Below are 21118 nucleotides of genomic sequence, written 5' to 3'. Positions count from 1 at the left end.
CCTAAGCGGCCCGCCCCTTTTTTCCCACTTGACCAGAAGGTTTCACCACGACGGGCGCCGCGCCACCGTTACGTTGCGTTCTTGATCTCTGTCTCGTCCGAGAGCTGCGTGGGGCTGTATATCGTAAACAGCTCTTTCGGTTCGTTCACACCGCGCAACATGTAGCGCCCGACCGAAATCAGTTCCTGGCTGCAAGGTTGTGCGGCGCGGGCGACGTCGTCGGAGACGAGAATCCTCTGGCCCAACGACCGATGCATCCCGGCAATCCGGGCCGCCTGATTCACCGCAGGGCCAATCACCGTGAAATCCAGGCGGGTTTCCGAGCCGATATTGCCATAAAGGATCTCACCCGAATGCAGCGCCAGGGTGAAATTTGCCACCCTCTGCCCATCTGCCAGTCGTCGCGCGTTCAGCTCTTCCATCCGGCTTTGCAACATGGCGACGGCTGCGAGAGCCGCACGGGCATCAGCGTCGCTCTCTCCCACATCAAACATGGCCATCAGCCCGTCACCCATGAACTTTAGAATGTTGCCGCCATTGTCGTGCACCACACCCACGGCAACGGCCAGATAGTCGTTCAGCATGTCGATGATCTCGTGACCCGGCATATCCTCAGACAGGGTGGTGAACCCTTCGAGATCGAAATTCCAGATCACCGCATCAATCTGCTGCAATGAACCGCGACGGATTTCGCCAGAGAGGACGCGCCGCCCCGCATCACGTCCCAGGTAGACGCGCATCAGATCCTTGGCCATGGTCTGGTTCTTGGCGGATTTCAACGCAAGCCCAAGATGCGGCAGAGCGACATGAATTTTCCCCAGATCGCTGTCATCAAAACCGGTCGGGGCGTCACTGGTCCAGGACATCAGCACTCCGTCACCGATCTTTTTCTCACCCGCCGGGCGCACCTGATCGGAGCGTTCAAACGAAACACCCGTTGCATAGTAATCCGTCGCCCCGATCTCTCGCAGGTCATTCAGCAAGGGGAAACGGCTTGGTTCGTTCTGGTCCACCAGTCGAACGCGCAGGTCATCCATGTCTTCATGCAAAAGCGCATAGAGAGGGCTGCGTTGCCAGACCTCGCTTGGGGTGTCGGTGTTTGCGAACCGCTCAGATTCCCCGCCGGAATCCCGATACCAGCTATAGCCAGTGCCGCCATAAAGCGGATGCAGCGTCGACTGCGCCGCGTGGAACCGCATCAGGGGAAGGCCTAGATCAATCAGGCGGTTGCAAAAGCCGTCAAGCAATTCTTCCTGACCAGCCCCTTCTAGCCCTTTGGAAACAAGCCAGTCGATAAGGTCAAAGATGGGATCTGAAGAGGTCATGGAACTGTCCGTCAAAGTACTGCCCTGAATGTGGGCTGCGTGATGGAAATTACCAGACCCTAAGCCATCCCTGCCAGCCGTCGCAGCATTTTCCTCAGCATGGCGGCCTCTTCTTCCGAGAATGCGCCCGCCAGTTTCCCATCATAGCGCTCTGCGATACCACTCAGTTCACGATAGACGGCCTGACCGGCGGGCGTCAGCGTCAGCCATTCGACCCTTCGGTCATCCTCATCCCTTGTGCGCTTGAGGTAACGGCTTTGTTCCAGCTTGTGAACCGCGCGGCTGATCTTGGTTTTGTGCAGTTTCGCGCGCTTGCCAATCTCTTTCGCGGTCAGAGTGCCAAAGACACCCAGATGAAACAGCACCCGCCATTCGCTGCGCAGCATGCCATAGCGTTCCTTGTAGAGGCGCTGAAACTCCAACGAGGCTGCCTCAGCTGCCTGATTCAATAGAAACGGCAAAAAAATCTGCAGATCAAAATCATCTTTTTCTTGGGACATGCTTGTTAGTTACAAAAACAACTAATAATTCACAAGCAGAAAACCGAGGAGTTCAAGATGACCAACAAGGCTGAACCGCATGGCCTGACGCAGGCTGTCACACCTGTAGGAACGCGTCCCGGCTACATGCCTGGCTTCGGCAATGACTTTGAGACCGAGGCCCTGCCTAGCGCCTTGCCGCAGGGCATGAACAGCCCGCAACGCTGCAACTATGGCCTCTATGGCGAACAGCTCAGCGGCACGGCCTTCACCGCCAACCCGCCCGAGCGGACGTGGTGCTACCGCATTCGCCCTTCGGTCAAGCATTCCCATCGTTATGAGAAAATCGACCTGCCCTACTGGAAGTCCGCGCCCTGTATCGACCCGGATGTGATCAGCCTGGGCCAGTATCGCTGGGACCCAGTTCCGCATTCTGACGCCCCTTTGACCTGGTTGACCGGCATGCGCAGCATGACGACGGCGGGGGATGTGAACACACAGGTCGGCATGGCCAGCCATGTCTATCTGGTCACCGACTCGATGGTGGACGACTATTTCTTCTCGGCCGATTCCGAGCTTCTGGTGGTTCCGCAAGACGGCCGCCTGCGCTTTGTGACCGAGCTTGGGATCATAGATCTGGAGCCGCAGGAAATCGCAATCCTTCCGCGCGGGCTGCTCTACCGTGTTGAAGTGCTGGAAGGTCCGGCGCGCGGATTTGTCTGCGAAAATTACGGCCAGAAATTCGAACTGCCGGGTCGCGGCCCGATTGGCGCCAATTGCATGGCCAATCCGCGCGATTTCAAAGCGCCCGTCGCGGCGTTCGAGGACCGAGAGGTGCCTTCAACCGTGACGATCAAATGGTGTGGGCAGTTCCACGTCACTCAGATCGGTCATAGCCCGCTGGACGTAGTGGCCTGGCACGGCAACTATGCGCCTTACAAGTACGACCTGCGCACCTACTGCCCGGTTGGCGCGATCCTGTTCGACCACCCCGATCCGTCGATTTTCACCGTACTGACGGCCCCTTCGGGCCAGCCCGGCACAGCCAATATCGACTTCGTCCTGTTCCGCGAACGCTGGATGGTGGCCGAGGATACGTTCCGCCCGCCGTGGTACCACAAGAACATCATGTCCGAGCTGATGGGCAATATCTACGGCCAGTATGACGCTAAACCTCAGGGCTTTGTTCCCGGCGGCATGAGCCTGCACAACATGATGATCCCGCATGGTCCGGATCGCGAAGCGTTCGAAAAAGCCTCAAACGCAAATCTGGGGCCGGACAAGCTGGACCACACGATGTCCTTCATGTTCGAAACCCGCTTCCCGCAACATCTGACCGCCTTTGCCGCGACCGAGGCACCCTTGCAGGACGACTATATTGACTGCTGGTCCTCGCTTGAGAAAAAGTTCGATGGAACACCGGGAAAGAAATGACCTGCAATGAGCTTTGATATCTGGATCACCTATGTCGCCACCGTCCTGCTGCTGATGAGCACACCGGGGCCAAGCCAGCTTCTGATGCTGTCGAACTCGGCCACCAACGGGCTGCGCCGGGGCGTGTTCACGGCTGCTGGTGATCTGACGGCGAACCTGTTGCAGATGTTGGCGGCGGGTCTCGGGCTTGCCGCGATCATTGCGGCCTCGGGCACCGCGCTGGCTGTGATCAAATGGTTGGGTGTCGCATATCTGGTTTTTCTCGGCGTCAAAGCGATTGTCAAAGCCAAACCTCAAACAGCGCAAACCGCGCAGGTGGCCAGCCGCAAAACCTTGTGGATGCAGGGCTTCATCACCTCAGCCGCCAATCCCAAAGCAGTTGTGTTCTTTGCTGCTCTGTTTCCGCTGTTCATCGACGGCGCGCTGCCCTTCTTGCCGCAATTCGCGATCCTCTCGGCCACCTATCTGATCATGGACGGCTTGTTTCTGACCGCTTACGGGGCCAGCGCCAGTTGGCTGGCGACGCGGCTCAAAGGGTCTGCGCGGCTGTGGCTGGATCGCGCGGGTGGCGGGTTCATGATTCTGGCTGCCGTTCTGCTGGGGCTGAAGTCCCTGCGAGACGCTCAATAAACCAAGACAAGGATCAAAAGATGCCTTTGCTGAAATCCTGGGTCGCTTCGGCCAATGATGCGACCCATCCATTTCCTTTGAACAACCTGCCCTACGGGGTGTTTGCCGCCGGCGACGAAGAACCCAGATGCGGTGTCGCCATTGGGGACATGATCCTCGATGTCACTGCAGCCGAGGCCGAAGGGGTCATCACTCTGACCGATGAGCCGCTTTTCGACCTGCCGTTCTGGAACCCTTTGATGGAGCAAGGCCCCGCCGTCTGGGCCGCCCTGCGCGACCGCCTGACGACGCTTCTGTCCGAAGGCGCGACGGAGCAAGATGTGGTGGAGCCCCTGCTGGTACCGCAAAGCGCGGTTGTCATGCACATGCCCTTCGCGGTCAGCGAATACACCGATTTCTACGCTGGTCGGCATCACGCCTTTAACGTGGGTTCGATGTTCCGGGACCCCGAAAACGCGCTGCCACCGAACTGGTTGCATATTCCCATTGGGTACAACGGCCGGGCATCCTCGGTCGTGGTGTCGGGTACGGATATCCGGCGCCCGTGGGGGCAGCTGAAGTCGCCCGATCAGGACAAACCCGCCTTCTTGCCCAGCCGCCGCTTCGACTTTGAGCTTGAGATGGGGGCAATCGTTGGCACTCCGTCCGACGGCCCGATCTCGGTGCAGCAGGCGGATGATCATATCTTCGGCTACGTATTGCTGAACGACTGGTCCGCCCGGGATATTCAAGCGTGGGAGTATCAGCCTCTTGGCCCATTCCAAGCCAAGGCCACGGCCACATCAATCAGCCCATGGATCGTGACCAAACCGGCGCTGGAGCCGTTCCGCTGTGACACACCTGAGCGCGAATTCGAGTTGCTGGATCACCTGAAGGATTGTGGCCCGATGCTCTATGACCTTTCGCTTGAGGTGACGCTGACCCCCGAAGGACAGGCGGCGACCACTATAACGCGCACGAACTACAGCGAGATGTACTACTCCGCCGCGCAACAACTGGCCCATCACGCCAGTTCGGGCTGCCCGATGAATACCGGTGATCTGCTGGGGTCCGGCACGATTTCCGGGCCGACGCGCGATACCCGAGGTTCGCTGCTGGAACTCTGCTGGGGCGGCAAGGACCCGTTGAGTCTTGAGACCGGTGAGGCCCGCAGCTTCATTGAAGACGGTGACACGCTCACCCTGTCCGGCTCTGCGCAGGGGGATGGCTACACAATCGGGTTCGGGACTTGCCATGGCACTGTACTACCGGCGCTGGAAGACCCTTTCAAACCCTGAGCCATGCCGCACAGCACCTGTGTGCCGGTGTTGGTAGGATTGAGCGCCAAGACCGCCTAGGTTCATTGCATCCAAGCAATGAGGCCCCCGATGTCTAAGATCACCGGCTATCACGCCCATGTCTATTTCGACGCCGACACACAGGATTTAGCGCAACAAATCTGCGAAGAGGCGGCCCGCCTCTTTCCGGTCCAGATGGGGCGCATGCACGCGCGCCCGGTTGGCCCGCATCCGAAGTGGAGCTGCCAGCTGGGCTTTGCCGCCGACGCGTTCGATCAGGTTATTCCGTGGTTGATGCTCAACCGGCAGGGCCTGACGATCTTCACCCATGCTGAAACCGGCGATCACCTGGCCGACCACCGGGATCACGCCGTATGGATGGGAGAGTTTTTGGATCTGGACCTGTCGATATTCGACAAGGCCTAGCCCAACGCCCGCGCCTGATCCCGCAGCACGAATTTCTGAACCTTGCCGGTGGATGTCTTGGGCAAAGTCCCGAACACCACGGTCTTGGGCGCTTTGAAATGGGCCATGTTGTCCCGGCAGAACGCAATCAGATCGGCCTCGGTCGCGCTAGCCTCAGGCTTTAACTCAACGAAAGCACATGGGGTTTCGCCCCATTTCTCATCCGGGCGGGCGACCACTGCGGCTTCCATAACCGCAGGGTGCTTATAGAGGACACCTTCAACCTCGACAGATGAGATATTCTCACCACCCGAGATAATGATGTCCTTGGATCGGTCCTTCAGCGCGACATAACCATCGGGGTACATCACCCCCAAATCGCCCGAGGCAAACCAACCGCCGTTGAACGCCTTGTCGGTGGCATCCGGGTTCTTGAGATAGCCTTTCATTACCACATTGCCCTGCATGAAGATCTCACCCATGGTTTCACCATCGGCGGGCACCGGCTCCAACGTTTCGGGATCAGCTACCATCAGACCCGAAAGCGCCGAATAGCGCACGCCCTGACGCACCTTGAGGGCGGCCCGTTCGGCTGGAGCCTTCTGGTTCCACTCATCCTTCCACGCACAGACGACTGAAGGGCCGTAGGTCTCGGTCAGGCCGTAGACATGGGTCACCTCGACGCCCATCCCCTCCATCGCTTCGATCACGGCGGCAGGCGGCGGGGCACCGGCGGTCATTACCTTGATCTGGTGGTCGAAATCCTTGAGGTAGTCTGGGGCATGCGCCAGCATGTTCAGCACGATAGGCGCGCCGCAGAAATGGGTGACTTTCTCTTCCCGAAAGGCGGCATAGATCGGTTCGGCCCGAACCGCGCGCAAACAGACCGAGACTCCGGCATTCAGCGCCATAGCCCAGGGGAAACACCAGCCATTGCAGTGGAACATCGGCAGGGTCCACAAATAGACCGAGTGCTTAGGCATACCCCAATCCAGCAGGTCGGACTGCGCATTCAAGGCGGCCCCACGGTGGTGATAGACCACGCCCTTGGGGTTGCCGGTCGTGCCAGAGGTATAGTTGAGCGTGATCGCATCCCACTCATCTGCGGGCAGAGACCAGTCAAACTTAGGGTCGCCTTCGCCCAGAAGGGCTTCATAGGTCAGGCTGCCAAGGCGTTCGCCACCATCAAAGCTAGGATCTTCGATATCGATCACCAGAAGGTCATGATCGACCTGCGGCAGCGCCTCTTTGACGACGGCGGAAAACTCGGGGTCGACCAACAGCACCTTGGCCTCGGCGTGGTTGAGGATGAATGCGATGATCGGCGCATCAAGGCGCGTGTTGATTGCGTTCAGAACAGCGCCAGCCATGGGAATGCCAAAATGGGCCTCATAGAGCTCGGGGATGTTCGCGGCGATGATCGAGACGGTATCGCCCTTTCCCACCCCACGAGCCGTCAGGGCGCCGGCCAGACGGCGGCAGCGCGCATAGGTCTGCGCCCAGCTGTAGCGGCGGTCTCCATAGACGACGGACGGGTAGTCGGGATACACCGCCGCCGTCCGTTCGATGAAGCTGAGCGGGGATAGCGGCGTGTAATTCGCACGGTTCTTATCCAGATGACGCTCATACATATTGGCTGCTTGCATCCGCCAACCCTCCCAATTCGCGTGTGTCGCCACATGACCATAAACACGAGGCTGTGACTATCTTGTAGAAATACGACAAGTGGCGGGGCTCTGGCGATACGCTATGATGACATCTGGCCCTATATTCGCGCCCCCATTCGCGGTGATCTGGGCCATCGCATTTACTTGCTATCGTGGGACCGATCCCACAATCTGCACACCGCATCAGACTGAAAGGACATGTCATGGACGGCACGTTCAACGAAAACGATCTTTCCCGCGTGGTCGAGGCCGACCGCGCCCATATCTGGCACCACCTGATCCAGCATAAACCCTTTGAAACAAACGATCCCCGCATCATTGTTGAAGGCAAAGGCATGCGCGTCTGGGACCAGAAAGGCAAAGAGCATCTGGATGCGGTCTCTGGCGGCGTCTGGACGGTGAACGTCGGCTATGGCCGCGAATCCATCTGCAAGGCGGTCTATGACCAGCTGATGAAGCTCTGTTATTTTGCGAATTCGGCAGGGTCGATTCCCGGTTCGATCTTTGCGGAGAAGCTGATCGAAAAGATGCCGGGCATGAGCCGCGTTTACTACACAAACTCAGGCTCCGAGGCGAACGAGAAAGCCTTCAAGATGATCCGTCAGATCGCGCATAAGCGCTATGGCGGCAAAAAGACCAAAATCCTGTATCGCGATCGCGACTATCACGGCTCGACTCTGGCGGCGATGTCAGCGGGCGGTCAGGACGAGCGCAATGCGCAATACGGCCCGTTTGCTCCGGATTTCGTGCGTGTTCCCCATTGCATGGAATACCGCAAGCACGAACTGAACGGCGCGCCGGAGGAAAACTTTGGCGAATGGGCAGCTGACCAGATCGAAGAGGTCATCCTGCGCGAAGGGCCAGACACCGTTGGCGCGCTGTGCCTTGAACCTGTGACCGCAGGTGGCGGTGTGATCGAAGCACCCGAAGGCTACTGGCAGCGCGTTCAGGAGATCTGCAAGAAGTACGACGTGCTGCTGCATATTGATGAGGTTGTGTGCGGCGTCGGTCGCACGGGTACCTGGTTTGGCTACCAACAGTATGGCGTGAAGCCTGACTTTGTCACCATGGCCAAAGGCGTTGCCTCGGGCTATGCGGCCATCGCCTGTCTGGTCACCACCGAAGAGGTCTTTGACATGTTCAAAGACGACGCGGCGGATCCGATGAACTATTTCCGTGACATCTCGACCTTCGGCGGCTGCACCGCTGGTCCGGCCGCGGCGATCGAGAATATGCGCATCATCGAGGATGAGAACCTGCTAGGCAACTGCGTCGACATGGGCGATCGCATGATGGGTAACCTGCAAGCGCTGATGGAGAAGCATAAGGTCATCGGCGATGTGCGTGGCAAAGGCCTGTTCCTGGGTGCCGAACTGGTTGCAGACCGCTCCACGCGTGAACCGATGGACGAAAAGAAGGTACAGGCCGTGGTGGCAGACTGCATGGCGCAGGGTGTCATCATCGGCGCGACCAACCGCTCGCTGCCGGGTCGCAACAACACGCTGTGTTTCTCGCCTGCGCTCATCGCGACGGCGGATGATATCGACCAGATCACCGATGCGGTCGACAGCGCGCTGGGACGTGTGTTCGGCTAGAGAATGAAAAACGGGAAACCGGGCAATCGCGCCCCGGTTTCCCGACCTCTGGGTCGCAAGCCTTTTTACTAACCAGACGATCAGACACACCTCTTGCTCTTGCGTATCAACCGGCGCAGACTTGCATGCAGAGGAGTGTATCATGACACCCAAAACCTCAGACACGGACCCGTCGGGCGATATGGCATCGCCGCAAGGTGCAGCGCTCAAGGTCAACACTGTAAGCGCGCAAGATATCAAGGACTCGTTGAAGGCGGGCATGGCAGACTTTCTGGCCCGCCCTGTCATGAGCGGGTTTTTCGGCCTGTTCTACGCCGTTTTTGGCCTTGTGTTTGTTTGGTGCCTGATCTGGCTCGGCAAGGTCTGGATGATCATTCCGGCCATTGTGGGCTTTCCACTGGTCGCGCCCTTTGCCGCTGCCGGGCTCTATGAGATGTCCCGACGATTGCAGAGCGGGGAACAGTTCGGCTGGTCCGATATCCTGACGGTGATGGCCAATCAACGCAAACGCGAGATGGGCTGGATGGCCTTTGTCACCCTGTTCATTTTCTGGGTGTGGGTCTATCAGGTGCGCCTTTGGTTGGCGATCATCCTGCAGAATGCGTCCTTCTCGGATTTTGACGGATTTCTGAACACCGTCTTCTTCACGCCCGAGGGCTGGACCTTTCTGGCCATTGGCACCTGTATCGGCGCGGGCCTGTCGGCCGTGCTGTTTTCGGTCACCGTTGTCGCCATGCCGCTGCTTCTTGACCGAGAGACCAACTTCGTATCAGCCATGCTGACCTCGATCCGAGTCGTCACCGAGAACCCGGTGGTGATGCTGGGTTGGGCCGCGATCATCTCGGTAACCATGCTGCTCTCGCTGATCCCGGCATTCTTGGGCCTGATCTTCATCCTACCGATCCTTGGTCACACCACGTGGCACCTGTATCAGCGCGCCGTCCCTCCGGCCGAGGACTGAACGGGACTCCTTTAAGGGACAGGCACATCCAAAACAAAAAGGACCGCCCCAAATGGGACGGCCCTTTGTTCACTGTCTCTCTTTTCAGAGATCAGGCAGCCAGAGCGGCCTGAGCTTTGGCGACGATCGCACCGAACGCTTCCGGTTCGTGTACGGCCAGGTCTGCCAGAACTTTGCGGTCCACTTCGATACCGGCCAGGTTCAGGCCGTTGATGAAGCGGGAATATGTCAGAGCCTCGTCATGCGAACGGACTGCGGCGTTGATACGCTGGATCCACAGCGCACGGAAGTTGCGCTTGCGGTTCTTGCGGTCGCGGGTTGCATACTGGTTGGCCTTGTCGACGGCCTGACGGGCAACTTTGAAGGTGCTCTTGCGGCGGCCATAGTAACCTTTGGCGGCCTTGATGACCTTCTTGTGACGGGCGTGAGTTACGGTTCCACCTTTAACGCGGGACATCTCTTAATCTCCTCTTAGCGGTCGTAGGGCATGTAGCCCTTGACGATCTTGGCGTCGGGGGCGGACAGGGTGGTGTTGCCACGGGCGTCGCGGATGAACTTCTTGGTCCGCTTGATCATGCCGTGCCGTTTGCCGGCCTGGCCAGCAAGGACCTTACCGGTCGCAGTCACCTTGAAGCGCTTCTTGGCGCTCGACTTGGTCTTCATCTTAGGCATTTCCGTCTCCTTTCAGGGTTCGGTACTAAACGCGACTCGGCATGCCATCTCGGCCGGTCACGCGATCAGATGCGCCGTTTACGCAAGTTCGGTCATACTGGCAAGGGGGGTTGGCCCAGAATCTGCGCTTTTCGCAGCGGCCTAGGCACCGGGGCAGCATAGGGCCGCCCCGGTGTATTGGTTTAGTGGCTGAATTTGCGGATTTCGCCGCTCTTCAGACGCTCGGAGTAGGACGCCAGCTCCTGACGCACCACTTTCATCAGGAAGTAGAGCGCAAAGACGTTCACAACCGCCATCGCAAAGATCGCCGCATCCGAGAAGTCGATGACCGGGCCAAGGTTGGCCGCCGCACCAATGACAACGAAGATGCAGAAAATGATCTTGAACACCAACTCTTTGGTGTGGCCTTCGCCGAACAGATAGGTCCAGGCTTTGAGGCCATAGTAGGACCAGCTGATCATCGTCGAGAAGGCAAACAGGACCACGGCAATCGCCAGAATGAACGGGAACCAGCTGAACGCGCTGCCGAAGGCCGCCGAGGTCAGGCTGACGCCGGTATTGCCGTCGACCGTTGCAATCGCATTGCCCGCTTCGTTCAGCATGTAGTTGCCGGTTGCCGGATCAACGATCAGTTGCTGGGTGATGATGATCACCAGCGCAGTCATTGTACAGATCACAACCGTGTCGATGAACGGCTCAAGCAGCGAGACAAAGCCCTCGGTGATCGGTTCTTTGGTCCGTACGGCTGAGTGCGCAATCGCCGCGGAACCCACGCCCGCTTCGTTCGAGAACGCCGCACGACGGAAGCCCTGGATCAGCGCACCGACCATACCGCCAGCAACGCCGAGACCGGTGAAAGCACCTGCGAAGATCTGACCAAAGGCCCACCCGATCTGGTCTGCATGCATCAGGATGATAACCAGCGCCGCCAGCACGTACATGACACCCATGAACGGCACGACTTTCTCGGTCACACGCGCGATGGATTTCAGGCCACCCACGATCACCGCAAAGACGATGCCCGCAAAGACCAAACCTGTGATCCAGCCTGGATAGTCTCCGACAATCCCAGCAATCTGCTGATGCGCCTGATTGGCCTGGAACATGTTGCCCCCGCCCAATGCGCCAAGGATACAGAAGATCGAGAACAGCACGGCCAGGATTTTACCGCCCGGCAGGCCCAGTTCCGCAAAGCCCTTTGACATGTAATACATCGGGCCACCCGAAACGGTGCCGTCTTCATATTCATTTCGGTATTTCACACCCAAAGTACATTCGGTGAATTTCGACGCCATGCCCAGCAGGCCGGCGACGATCATCCAGAACGTGGCACCCGGTCCACCGATCCCGATGGCAACCGCCACACCGGCGATGTTCCCAAGACCAACGGTCCCCGACAAAGCGGTGGCAAGGGCCTGAAAATGGCTGACCTCACCCGCGTCATTGGGGTCGGAGTAATCGCCTTTAACCAAGCTGATCGAGTGTCCGAAGAATCGGAATTGCACAAAGGCAAAATAGAGCGAAAACACTGTGGCCGCGACGACCAGCCACCCCACGATCCATGGGAATCCAGTGCCCGGAAACGGCGCGAAGATAAAGCTAACGAAGGGGCCGGTAAAATCCGCGAAAGCCTGATTGATCTTCTCGTCCAGACCGGGCGCCTCTTGCGCGAAAGCGGGGCTAGACATCAGAGCCATGGTCGCACCAAGGCCCAGTTTTTGAAGCATATTCATCCTAATCCCTCCGCTCAGTTCACGACCGTGACAGGCACGTCGGCATGCATGACCAAGTTCTGAGTCGAGCTTCCAAACAGCCGTTTCTTGAACCCATCCGCCGAGGCGCGGCCGACGATGATCTGAGTGCCGCCGTTTTCGACCGTGATCGCGTTCAGCGTCTCGGCCACGTCGCCATGGCGCACGATGCCGTGCGCTTCGAACCCATCGGCCTTTAGCGCCTCAACCGTAGGGGCAATGATCCGCGAGGTGGCCAGTTCGACCTCTTCCTCGCGACGCTTGTGCCGTTGGGCGTTTTCTTCCGGTGTTTGGAAAGTGAAAGGGGACCATTCGATGACATAAACAACCAGCATTTCGCATGAGCCAATCCGCCCAGCCAAATCCTTGGCAAAGGCGATAGCGCGCTCTCCGGTTTCTGTCCCGTCCAGTCCAATGACAATCTTTGTTGTCATGACGTTCCTCCATTTTTTTTCTGGTTTGACCGGGACCCGTGCCCCCGGTAGGGCGACCGGAACCTGGAACTATCTGAGATGATCGCCCTAAGGTTCAGTATCCGGCAAAATCACCAAAAAACAGAGGTATTTTTGCTGAATACAACCCTACGGGCATCTTCCCCTTGAAAACAAACAAGAAAAGCCGCCTAAAAATTAGGCGGCCTGAGAGTTCTCAATATGATCCTTCCTGAAATCCGGGCGAACTCATCCCGGATCGGTGTTGTAGATCAGCCGCTCATCACAAGGGGCAATACGCAGAATATTGGTGGTTCCGGGGACATTGAACGGAACGCCTGCGGTAACAACGATCTGATCGCTCTCGGCGGCGAAGCCCCCTCCGCGCGCGGCGCGGGCCGCATTGACCACGGCCCCTTTGAACCTCTCAAGCTCGGGCGTCATCACACAGTGACAACCCCAGCTCAGGCACAGACGGCGGGCGGTTCCAGTCGCTGGCGTCATGGCGATGATCGGGACGCCGGGACGTTCGCGCGCAGTCAACAGCGCTGTGGTGCCGCTTTGGGTAAAACAGCAGATCGCTTTGATGTCGGTCTTTTCCGCGATCTCCCGCGCGGCCGCCACGATACCGTCCGCGATGGTCGACCCTTTGGCAGTACGCGAGGCGGCGATGATCTGCGTGTAGGTCGGGTCGGCCTCGACCTCGATGGCGACCTTGTTCATCGTCTGCACGGCCTCGATCGGGTACGAACCGGCCGCAGATTCCGCGCTGAGCATGATGGCATCCGTGCCTTCGTAAATCGCAGTTGCAACGTCCGAGACCTCGGCGCGGGTAGGCATCGGGCTTTCGATCATGCTCTCAAGCATCTGGGTCGCGACGATTACCGGCTTGGCCGCACCACGGCACTTGCGAACCAGACGTTTCTGGATCGGAGGAACAGCCGAAACCGGCAGCTCAACACCCAAATCGCCACGGGCCACCATGATCCCGTCTGATGCGTCGAGAATATCGTCAAACGCCTCAACCGCTGCGGGCTTTTCGATCTTCGACAGGATCGACGCTCGTCCATCCGCCAGCGCGCGCGCCTCGAACACATCTTTGGCCCGCTGTACAAAGCTGAGCGCCAGCCAATCCACTCCCAATTGGCACACAAACTCCAGATCATCGCGATCCTTGGCCGACAAGGCTGCCAGTGGCAGCAGCACATCAGGCACGTTCACACCCTTGCGGTTCGAGATCGTCCCGCCGACTTCGACAGTGCAATTGGCGAAGTCCTGGCCGCAATCCTGCACGGTCAGACGGATCTTGCCGTCATTGACCAGCAGCCGCGCGCCGGGTTCGAGCGCTGCAAAAATCTCGGGGTGTGGAAGGCAAACACGGTTGATGTCTCCGGCCTCGGGGTCGAGGTCCAGCCGGAACGCGGCACCCTCGACCAGTTCTTCCGCATCATTGGCAAAAACCCCAACACGCAGCTTCGGGCCTTGAAGATCGGCCAGGATCGCGATCGGGCTGTCCAGATCCTTTTCCACCTGACGAATGATGCGATGCCGTTCGCGGATCTCGTCATGGCTGCCATGGCTCATGTTCAGGCGAAAGACGTCGGCCCCGGCCTCATGCAAGGCCCGGATGGTGTCATAGTCATTGGACGCCGGTCCCAGCGTCGCCACGATTTTTACATTTCTAAGGCGTCGCACTGGTTTCGCTCTCCTCAATCCCTCGGTGATGCGGCAATGTTACCGCAAACAGTATGTGGGTGGTTATTGCGCAATTCCCTTTTGGAAGCAACTGCCATACACCTGCCGCAAACTTGATGACAGGCACATGACATACACTCCGTTTTTTATCCATGGCGAGGATCGCCCATCCCGATGGCTGATCACCTGCGATCATGCGACCAACACCGTTCCTCCCGAAATCAACGGCGGGGATCTAGGATTGCCGCGCGAAGATATGGAACGCCACATCGCCTATGATGTCGGTGCCTACGAGGTCTCGAAACATCTGGGCGAGATCCTGAACGCGCCGGTCATCGCAGCCAATTTCTCGCGCCTTGTGATTGATCCGAACCGGGGTGAGGACGACCCGACCCTGCTGATGAAGCTCTATGACGGTTCGATCATTCCCGGCAATCGCCACGCTGATTCGGCCGAGCGCGAGCGGCGTTTGGACATGTGCTACCGCCCTTATCACGACGCGCTTGGGAGGTTGGCCGCCCTGCCCCATGCGGTGATTGTGTCTATGCACTCTTTCACCCGCCAACTCCGCGGTCGGGAACCACGCCCTTGGCATGTAGGCGTTCTGCACACCCCGGATGAGCGCTTTTCACGCCCTCTGATCAACCGCCTGAAGGCCGAAGACGATCTGTGCGTCGGCGTAAATGAGCCCTATACCGGCGTTCTGCCCGGCGATGCCATCGACACGCATTGCACCTCGCACGGTCGACCAAATGCATTGATCGAGCTTCGCAATGATCTGATCGCGGATCACGCGGGACAGCGGGCATGGGCAGAAAGGCTCGCAGTGATCCTTCAGGATGCGCTAACAGACAGCGGCCTTTGATCGCACATTGTTGTGAGCTGCACCTTCAGCCCCCACATTGGAGACCGGGAAGGAGGCGACCATGACACAAGAGTTGCTGACAAGTGTTTTTGGCTGGATGGCGGTACTGAACATCGTCGTTTTGCTGTTCACAACCGTTATGATTGTGCTTTTGCAGGACTGGATTGCAGGGGTTCATGCCGGAATGTTCCGAATGGAGCGGCCTGATGTAAAGCGCGCCTATTTTAGGTATCTGGCCAACTACAAGATCCTCACTTTGATTTTCTGCATCATTCCCTGGCTGGCCTTGAAACTGGCCTAACGCTGAGTCAGTTGAAACACGCACATCAGAGCGTTAATTCGGAAACAGACCGCATCCACTTATTCGGAGCCAGACCATGGAAAAGCAAACCGAAATCGAACTTCAAGCCGCAGCGTTCCGTCGGCTGCAAAAGCATTTGATGGAAGATCGCACCGACGTTCAGAATATCGACATGATGAATCTAGCCGGGTTCTGCCGCAACTGCCTGTCACGCTGGTATCAGGAAGCGGCCAACGACAAAGGCATCGAGATGGGCAAAGACGAAGCTCGTCAGATCTTCTACGGCATGACCATGGATGAATGGAAAGCCAACTACCAGACCGAAGCCAGCCCGGACAAACAAGCCGCCTTCAAGGTCGCGTTTGATGAGAATGTCACGAAGAAGGGCTAAGAACTTGAAACCACGCGGCCAAACACTTAAGACTGATGAGCAATTCCTATGCGGAAGCACCCCAAAGCACTCTGTGATGCGTGCTCATGTTTTTCGAGTTTAGGTTGATCTCTGAACAAGCCGTTTCCGCTCGTGATGCTTCCACAGTGCTTTCAGTTGGGTTGTCGCAAATAGAAACACCGCGCGGACGCGGCATTCAAGCTGTTATTATCTGACCCTAAACATTGGTTGGGGTAGTATGATTTGAACCTACGACCTTCAGGTTATGAGATAGCTTACGCTCACCTATACCAACTACGCCGGAAGGCGCGGATTTAATCTATCTTATTGGAATCATTTTTAATTTTGGCGACCAGCACGCCCCGTTTCTACCTCCTACGCCATGAAACGCTTCCCGTTACTTCCACAATGCTTCCATGGGGCGATGACAGCGAAAGGATGAGGGATGCCCAAACTGACCAAACCCGCGGTAGAAGCCTTACCAGTTGAGGCGAAATACTACTTTGTCTGGGACAGCCAGATTGCCGGGTTTGGCGTCCGCGTCATGCCTTCCGGGGCCAATAACCTATGAAGCGCGGTATCGGAAAGATGGACGGACACGGCGTGTTTCCATCGGTCGGCATGGCAAGATCACCGTAGCCGAAGCGCGGAAGTTGGCAAAGGAGCTCATGGGACAAGTGGCTAGGGGTGTGAACCCCGCCGAAGAGGTTGCCCAGCATCGCCGCGCATCAACGGTTGCGGCCTTGTGTGAGCGGTTCTTTGATACTCACATCAAAGAACACGCTGTAAGCCGTCTACCCAAGGGGAATATCGCAGGGCTAGTGACCTTTTCAAAGATCCAGCCATCGGCAGCTTCAAAGTGGTTGATGTGGAGCGAAAAGACCTTGCCGAACTGCACCACAAATTCCGGGACAAGCCCTATCAGGCAAACCGGACATTGGGCGTACTGTCCAAGATGCTCAATCAGTGGAAAATCTGGGGCTTGCGGCCTAATGGGTCAAACCCCTGTTGCCATGTCGCAAAATACCGCGAAGAGAAACGGGAACGGTTTCTGAGCCAAAACGAGTTGCAACGGCTTGGGCGGGCTTTTACAGACGCGGAACGCGATGGATCGGAGTTGCCCTTTGCTGTCCCCGCCTTCCGGTTGCTGATCCTGACCGGGTGTCGCCTCGGCGAAATCCAGACGCTGCAATGGCCCTTCACTACAGATGCAGGAATGGAGCTTCCAGACACCAAAACAGGCGCGACGCATTCCTCTACTACAAGCGGTCCGAGCGGTTCTAAGCGCCTTGCCACAGCTTCGCGACAACCCTTGCGTCATTTCCGGGGCTAGCTCTGGCCATCGCGCCACCAACCTGCAAAAGCCATGGCGTCGCATACTAAACGGGCTGGGTCTGCACGATGTCCGCATTCACGACCTGTACCGTACCTATGCGTCAAATGCCGTATCGTCGGGTGTGCCAATCCAGATGGTCGGGCGATAGCTGGGTCACAGTCAGATTCAGACAACCATGCAGTACGCGCATTTGGCTTATGATCCTGTACAGCCGGCAGCGGAGGAAAACACAGCGCGCTCAATACAATCGTAGGCTCACTGAAACCCAACCATGATCTCCGCCTAGTTAGGTAAAACGCTCGACGCGACCAGCCCCCTAAACGTTTACTTACACGTACTAAATTACGTGTAGCGTCTACGTATAAGGTACATACGAGTTTTCTCACTTCCCGGGGTATGCGCGGGACCGTGTTTACAACAGGAAGGGAAGACCACAATCCAAGCCGATCTCTCAAATGACCGCTTGGAGCCCAAGGCGGTCATTCAGTTCGAGCGAAACGAGCATAAATTGATCGAAATTCTTTTATGAGTCTGCGGTCCTCAAATTTTCTTTTCGTTGGACTACTTTCGGTACCAGCTTTGTGGCTTGGGCTTCCATTTCACATAGGTTTGGTCGCCAGCTACACGGTTTCAGATCAGGCTACTGTGACTGGACTGGGAAGACGTCAGATGGAGAATAGGAAGCCGCAGAGATGCGCCTTTCTAACCCCGTCAATTGTAGCATCGAACGATCAAAGAAAAACACGCCGTGTTGCCCAATAAACCAGCCTAATTCTGGTCCGCAATGGCAAGCGCAGTTTTGATCGCCTCCGCAAGTTCTCTAATGGCGAAATTCGGTGTGCTGAGCTGACGAACATGTTCCATAACTTCAAGTCCACGTCGCCATTCCGCACCGCCATAGCCTGCCCGCGCGGTCTCTATGCCTTCAGCGATGTGGCGTGCCCTGAATGACTTGATCAAATATGGATAGTCCGTTCCAAGGTAGAATTCCGCGTCATCTGTTTGCCTGTTGACCAAGATGTTCGCCCCCATAGCCGCGGCGAAGAAGCCCTTGGTGAAAGGCTTTGAAACCTCTCGGCTCGCACTTCGAGGCCGGACACCGTAGTGCATCGGATAGTCAGTCATTTGCTGCAGCGCTTTAGTATAATCACTCTGATCCTTATAAGTTAGAACTTGGACCGCTCGCGGGTCGGGCGGTGCAATCATCTTTCTTGGGTTCCCAAGATAGCCAATTCGAAAATCCGATCTTGAAGCCGCCGAAACAAGAGTAATCCGCGGATCGGCGTGATGGGTCACATGGACAACGGAAGACCCGGAAACACCTTCCTTTGCAAGACGTGTATTTACGCGCCGGCAGCCTACGCGGGACGCAAGTATATGTGCATGGTAAATCCCTAGCTCGTCTGTTTCAGGGACACTGTCTACGTGATCCGAGCACATGCCGGCAGAGGTCTCTCGCAGGGCAATCATGCGATCACGTCCAAGAAGGCGCAGGCTTGTTTGAAGTCCTATGACAACTGCACCTTTAGCATGTCGAACAAATTCTTCATGCTGTTCGGTAAAGCGTGGTTTGGCAAGTGCTACCGTCTCAACTTCATAGGTGTCGGAATACACTTCGGCCAAGAGTTTGGCATTTTGCTGCACTCGAGGCACCACCGATCCTTGATTGCGACGCCAACGTGGAAAGGCGAAAATAACACGCTGTTTCATGGAGTTACGATGGATGCTTCAGGCAAGGCAAGTTCAGGACGGTGCAGGTGTGCTGCTATTGGGAAACTGGCACGTACTTCGTCCAACGCGCTGGAAAAAGGAAGTTGCTCGAAGAAGCGTTCAATACCAAATTCGTCAATTTCCATATCCTGATAGTGCGAAACGATGTCGTCTAAAGACGTCCCAATCTTCAAGTGCGATTGCTTCGGATCTAGGCCAGTGATCGCTAATAGTCCCGTCGGTGCCGCGTCAAAGGCAGTAAGCTTAAGATCGGGCCGGTGTTCCTGCAGTATCGGGATCAATTTCCATACATCGCCTGTCCAAATTTCTGGTAGCGAAGATAGATCGCGGGTCGTCATCTTTGTGTTTCTTGGAAAGCAGTCGTGAACGAAAATCACACCATCGAGAGCCATTGACCGTTCGGTATTCAGTACATCCCTTAACGCGTACTCGAAGAGGTGCATCCCATCGATGAAAGCTACGGAAATTTTCGCGCCCAGCCGTTCAAGTCTCCCCTTTGCGAAAAAAGTATCACTTTCCTCTTGGTAGAGAAGCATTTCCGGTTTTTTGCCCAAAACTCCAGAAGAAAGTCGAAAATGTGGATCAACCCCGATCGTCTTTCCCTGAACCATGGACAGGATTGTTCCCTCCCTGCAACCAATCTCCAAATACCAATCGAAGATGTACTTGCTGTGAAGCCGGCGAAAGAAGCGCCGATAAGGAAAGCCCCTTGCTGGACTAAACATTGAACACACCTTCCAAAAGTTCTAGCGGCTTCGAACTGCAATCGGGCAGATTAGTAACCCGGCTTGTACCGTTCACTCCTTCTAGCGACAATTCAGCTTTTCGAGTGCAAATGCAACTGCTTGAGGACCGGTCCAGCTTAGTTCTTCGAGGCAGGAGCAAAGCGTTCGGCGTTCTCAGCTAGAAAGACACCCTTTACGCCTGAACCGATATACAAATCTCACCTTTCCATCCATTTGATGCTCTCAGCGGTTCTTCTTTGATAGTATCAATTCGAAGTCACGCTTGATATCGAACATATCCTGTTAAGCTAAACGGCCATCGGCTGAAATCGCATGGTCTTGTCGGAGCTGATCCGCGACCTCGTCCCGAAAGTTTTTAACGGAGACTGAAACCCTCGGCTACCCGATGAGGCGGTTGATTGACGAAGCCATGGGAGCAAGCGAGCTCCGTCGAGCCGATCCAATCCTCGTAACCAACCAACTCTTGGCGCCAGCAAACAACTTCTTCTGGCCGGAGTTTTCAATGCGAGAATCCTACTCCCAATGACGAACTGGACGACTACGGCGTCATATTTCTGGCGCACTACAAAGCGGGCGTTTGATTAGTCACCAGAATGGCAGGTTCGTCCACATACCAGCCATTTCCTAAGCGTCGGAACTTGGCTGCGTCACTTGTTTCCTCTAGCAGCAAAAATACCGATCACGTCTCTGCAATATTTGGGGTGAACTTACCCAACCTGGACCCTACACCGAGTAGGTTTTTTGACCACGCGAACAAGATGAGGTGTGCGTGACCGGCAGCATGGAGCTTCGAGAGAATTCCCGATGGCATGCAAATTCTGTAAAAGTGGACACGGCCCCTTATTACAAGACTGAATGGTATTCGACGCTTTCTGTGTCAGAGCATGCGCACCATTCAGAAATGGCGTGTGACAGGGTTTGGCCCAAATTCTATAAGTCGGGCCGCTCTACCGCCGTGACACCTGCTGGAATGGGCCGAGGCGCGTCGCTACGGCAACACCAGCAGCTACACCGCAGCCTGAGTTTTGCCCGTGCGGGGTCGGCAGCGCAGTGCGGGATTTTTGGACCGGACAGGCCCTGTAGGGGCTCGTGCGAAAAGGTCCTACACCCCTTTGCTCAAACGTCACTAGAAAGGCACTGCGCCATGCCAAACCGGCCTACACAGAAAATTCAAAATCGGTCTCATTACCGCCATCATCAGGGACAATGACGGCTTTTTTTCCGTCGATATGTCCCGCACTTACAAGACAGATACCAGTGAATCGCGCAATTCGACCAGCTTCCACCATTCGGACTTACTCGCTGAAATTGCTTCAAGATAAGGTAGCAGCTCTTCTACGCGGCCCAATCGGAAGTCCGATCTCAATCAGATCGTTCTTCGTTAGAATAGGAAGATCCGATACGCGAACATCTTGCTTTTTGAAAG

Annotated in this window: 21 protein-coding genes and 1 pseudogene; 12 read left to right on the top strand and 10 right to left on the bottom strand. The window is 56.7% G+C overall.

Annotated elements, in window-relative coordinates:
• Positions 1-68: 68 nt before the first annotated feature.
• Positions 69-1325 (bottom strand): adenylate/guanylate cyclase domain-containing protein, encoded by a 1257-nt coding sequence (locus ACRZ95_RS19465; RefSeq protein ID WP_170681350.1) that lies wholly within the window; start codon positions 1323-1325, stop codon positions 69-71.
• A gap of 59 nt (positions 1326-1384) precedes the next feature.
• Positions 1385-1825, bottom strand: coding sequence for a MarR family transcriptional regulator (locus ACRZ95_RS19460; RefSeq protein ID WP_170380509.1), 441 nt, complete (start codon positions 1823-1825; stop codon positions 1385-1387).
• A gap of 57 nt (positions 1826-1882) precedes the next feature.
• On the opposite strand from ACRZ95_RS19460, the gene hmgA reads away from it, so the two are divergent.
• From hmgA to ACRZ95_RS19440, 4 genes are all read left to right on the top strand, one after another.
• Entirely contained in the window at positions 1883-3238 is a 1356-nt protein-coding gene (gene hmgA, locus ACRZ95_RS19455) for a homogentisate 1,2-dioxygenase (RefSeq protein WP_170681352.1), read from the top strand.
• A 6-nt stretch (positions 3239-3244) separates the two neighbouring features.
• Complete coding sequence (locus tag ACRZ95_RS19450; protein WP_170681354.1) at positions 3245-3868, top strand: LysE family translocator; 624 nt, start codon at positions 3245-3247, stop codon at positions 3866-3868.
• Between the two features lie 20 nt (positions 3869-3888).
• Positions 3889-5145 (top strand): fumarylacetoacetase, encoded by a 1257-nt coding sequence (gene fahA / locus ACRZ95_RS19445; RefSeq protein ID WP_170681356.1) that lies wholly within the window; start codon positions 3889-3891, stop codon positions 5143-5145.
• 90 nt (positions 5146-5235) lie between these two features.
• Positions 5236-5571, top strand: coding sequence for a DOPA 4,5-dioxygenase family protein (locus ACRZ95_RS19440; protein ID WP_170681358.1), 336 nt, complete (start codon positions 5236-5238; stop codon positions 5569-5571).
• Here ACRZ95_RS19440 and ACRZ95_RS19435 read toward each other — a convergent pair.
• Positions 5568-7196 (bottom strand): acyl-CoA synthetase, encoded by a 1629-nt coding sequence (locus ACRZ95_RS19435; protein WP_170681360.1) that lies wholly within the window; start codon positions 7194-7196, stop codon positions 5568-5570. The genes ACRZ95_RS19440 and ACRZ95_RS19435 overlap by 4 nt on opposite strands.
• Positions 7197-7420: 224 nt before the next feature.
• Here ACRZ95_RS19435 and ACRZ95_RS19430 point away from each other — a divergent pair, with 224 nt between their 5' ends.
• Both ACRZ95_RS19430 and ACRZ95_RS19425 read left to right on the top strand, forming a co-directional pair.
• Positions 7421-8812 (top strand): aminotransferase class III-fold pyridoxal phosphate-dependent enzyme, encoded by a 1392-nt coding sequence (locus ACRZ95_RS19430; protein ID WP_170475109.1) that lies wholly within the window; start codon positions 7421-7423, stop codon positions 8810-8812.
• 142 nt (positions 8813-8954) lie between these two features.
• Positions 8955-9773, top strand: coding sequence for a DUF2189 domain-containing protein (locus ACRZ95_RS19425; RefSeq protein WP_170681362.1), 819 nt, complete (start codon positions 8955-8957; stop codon positions 9771-9773).
• Positions 9774-9864: 91 nt separating this feature from the next.
• On the opposite strand, the gene rplT is transcribed toward ACRZ95_RS19425, so the two are convergent.
• The 5 genes from rplT to pyk form a co-directional block, all read right to left on the bottom strand.
• Positions 9865-10230, bottom strand: coding sequence for a 50S ribosomal protein L20 (gene rplT, locus ACRZ95_RS19420; RefSeq protein ID WP_008756009.1), 366 nt, complete (start codon positions 10228-10230; stop codon positions 9865-9867).
• Between the two features lie 14 nt (positions 10231-10244).
• Positions 10245-10445 carry a 50S ribosomal protein L35 gene (gene rpmI, locus ACRZ95_RS19415; protein ID WP_010443552.1) on the bottom strand — a complete coding sequence of 67 codons (201 nt, stop codon included), beginning with the start codon at positions 10443-10445 and terminating at the stop codon, positions 10245-10247.
• 182 nt (positions 10446-10627) lie between these two features.
• The gene (locus ACRZ95_RS19410) at positions 10628-12178 is read right to left on the bottom strand and encodes an alanine/glycine:cation symporter family protein (protein WP_170681364.1); all 1551 of its coding nucleotides are present in this window, start codon (positions 12176-12178) and stop codon (positions 10628-10630) included.
• A 14-nt stretch (positions 12179-12192) separates the two neighbouring features.
• A complete protein-coding gene (locus tag ACRZ95_RS19405; RefSeq protein ID WP_170380993.1) occupies positions 12193-12630 on the bottom strand; it encodes a universal stress protein in 438 nt (145 codons plus the stop codon).
• A gap of 246 nt (positions 12631-12876) precedes the next feature.
• A complete protein-coding gene (gene pyk / locus ACRZ95_RS19400) occupies positions 12877-14322 on the bottom strand; it encodes a pyruvate kinase (RefSeq protein WP_170681366.1) in 1446 nt (481 codons plus the stop codon).
• Positions 14323-14449: 127 nt separating this feature from the next.
• Between pyk and ACRZ95_RS19395 the strand changes: the two genes are divergently transcribed.
• The 6 genes and pseudogenes from ACRZ95_RS19395 (at position 14450) to ACRZ95_RS19370 (ending at position 17212) form a co-directional block, all read left to right on the top strand.
• Positions 14450-15187: an N-formylglutamate amidohydrolase gene (locus ACRZ95_RS19395; RefSeq protein ID WP_170681368.1), complete on the top strand. Its 738-nt coding sequence runs from the start codon at positions 14450-14452 to the stop codon at positions 15185-15187.
• Between the two features lie 61 nt (positions 15188-15248).
• On the top strand, positions 15249-15488 hold the full coding sequence (locus tag ACRZ95_RS19390; RefSeq protein ID WP_170681370.1) for a DUF6868 family protein: 240 nt from the start codon (positions 15249-15251) through the stop codon (positions 15486-15488).
• Positions 15489-15564: 76 nt separating this feature from the next.
• The gene (locus ACRZ95_RS19385; protein WP_170681372.1) at positions 15565-15879 is read left to right on the top strand and encodes a DUF1244 domain-containing protein; all 315 of its coding nucleotides are present in this window, start codon (positions 15565-15567) and stop codon (positions 15877-15879) included.
• Between the two features lie 445 nt (positions 15880-16324).
• Positions 16325-16450, top strand: coding sequence for a hypothetical protein (locus ACRZ95_RS19380; RefSeq protein ID WP_480555436.1), 126 nt, complete (start codon positions 16325-16327; stop codon positions 16448-16450).
• A pseudogene (locus tag ACRZ95_RS19375) lies at positions 16401-16532 on the top strand (hypothetical protein); the annotation flags it as partial. The gene ACRZ95_RS19380 and the pseudogene ACRZ95_RS19375, both read left to right, overlap by 50 nt.
• Before the next feature lie 215 nt (positions 16533-16747).
• Positions 16748-17212 (top strand): hypothetical protein, encoded by a 465-nt coding sequence (locus ACRZ95_RS19370; RefSeq protein WP_480555473.1) that lies wholly within the window; start codon positions 16748-16750, stop codon positions 17210-17212.
• Between the two features lie 771 nt (positions 17213-17983).
• Here the strand turns inward: ACRZ95_RS19370 and ACRZ95_RS19365 are convergent.
• Positions 17984-18925: a hypothetical protein gene (locus ACRZ95_RS19365; protein WP_170681374.1), complete on the bottom strand. Its 942-nt coding sequence runs from the start codon at positions 18923-18925 to the stop codon at positions 17984-17986.
• Complete coding sequence (locus ACRZ95_RS19360; RefSeq protein WP_170681376.1) at positions 18922-19671, bottom strand: class I SAM-dependent methyltransferase; 750 nt, start codon at positions 19669-19671, stop codon at positions 18922-18924. Before ACRZ95_RS19360 ends, ACRZ95_RS19365 begins: the two co-directional genes overlap by 4 nt.
• Between the last annotated feature and the right edge of the window lie 1447 nt (positions 19672-21118).

Source organism: Ruegeria sp. AI3, from assembly GCF_056541245.1.
This window is presented reverse-complemented; position numbering and strand designations above follow the sequence as displayed.

What these genes read in the sequence shown, in the direction of transcription:
- ACRZ95_RS19465 (WP_170681350.1), bottom strand. Translation starts at nt 1,325, where the DNA reads ATGACCTCTTCAGATCCCATCTTTGACCTTATCGACTGGCTTGTTTCC.
- ACRZ95_RS19460 (WP_170380509.1), bottom strand. Translation starts at nt 1,825, where the DNA reads ATGTCCCAAGAAAAAGATGATTTTGATCTGCAGATTTTTTTGCCGTTT.
- hmgA (WP_170681352.1), top strand. Translation starts at nt 1,883, where the DNA reads ATGACCAACAAGGCTGAACCGCATGGCCTGACGCAGGCTGTCACACCT.
- ACRZ95_RS19450 (WP_170681354.1), top strand. Translation starts at nt 3,245, where the DNA reads ATGAGCTTTGATATCTGGATCACCTATGTCGCCACCGTCCTGCTGCTG.
- fahA (WP_170681356.1), top strand. Translation starts at nt 3,889, where the DNA reads ATGCCTTTGCTGAAATCCTGGGTCGCTTCGGCCAATGATGCGACCCAT.
- ACRZ95_RS19440 (WP_170681358.1), top strand. Translation starts at nt 5,236, where the DNA reads ATGTCTAAGATCACCGGCTATCACGCCCATGTCTATTTCGACGCCGAC.
- ACRZ95_RS19435 (WP_170681360.1), bottom strand. Translation starts at nt 7,196, where the DNA reads ATGCAAGCAGCCAATATGTATGAGCGTCATCTGGATAAGAACCGTGCG.
- ACRZ95_RS19430 (WP_170475109.1), top strand. Translation starts at nt 7,421, where the DNA reads ATGGACGGCACGTTCAACGAAAACGATCTTTCCCGCGTGGTCGAGGCC.
- ACRZ95_RS19425 (WP_170681362.1), top strand. Translation starts at nt 8,955, where the DNA reads ATGACACCCAAAACCTCAGACACGGACCCGTCGGGCGATATGGCATCG.
- rplT (WP_008756009.1), bottom strand. Translation starts at nt 10,230, where the DNA reads ATGTCCCGCGTTAAAGGTGGAACCGTAACTCACGCCCGTCACAAGAAG.
- rpmI (WP_010443552.1), bottom strand. Translation starts at nt 10,445, where the DNA reads ATGCCTAAGATGAAGACCAAGTCGAGCGCCAAGAAGCGCTTCAAGGTG.
- ACRZ95_RS19410 (WP_170681364.1), bottom strand. Translation starts at nt 12,178, where the DNA reads ATGAATATGCTTCAAAAACTGGGCCTTGGTGCGACCATGGCTCTGATG.
- ACRZ95_RS19405 (WP_170380993.1), bottom strand. Translation starts at nt 12,630, where the DNA reads ATGACAACAAAGATTGTCATTGGACTGGACGGGACAGAAACCGGAGAG.
- ACRZ95_RS19395 (WP_170681368.1), top strand. Translation starts at nt 14,450, where the DNA reads ATGACATACACTCCGTTTTTTATCCATGGCGAGGATCGCCCATCCCGA.
- ACRZ95_RS19390 (WP_170681370.1), top strand. Translation starts at nt 15,249, where the DNA reads ATGACACAAGAGTTGCTGACAAGTGTTTTTGGCTGGATGGCGGTACTG.
- ACRZ95_RS19385 (WP_170681372.1), top strand. Translation starts at nt 15,565, where the DNA reads ATGGAAAAGCAAACCGAAATCGAACTTCAAGCCGCAGCGTTCCGTCGG.
- ACRZ95_RS19380 (WP_480555436.1), top strand. Translation starts at nt 16,325, where the DNA reads ATGCCCAAACTGACCAAACCCGCGGTAGAAGCCTTACCAGTTGAGGCG.
- ACRZ95_RS19365 (WP_170681374.1), bottom strand. Translation starts at nt 18,925, where the DNA reads ATGAAACAGCGTGTTATTTTCGCCTTTCCACGTTGGCGTCGCAATCAA.
- ACRZ95_RS19360 (WP_170681376.1), bottom strand. Translation starts at nt 19,671, where the DNA reads ATGTTTAGTCCAGCAAGGGGCTTTCCTTATCGGCGCTTCTTTCGCCGG.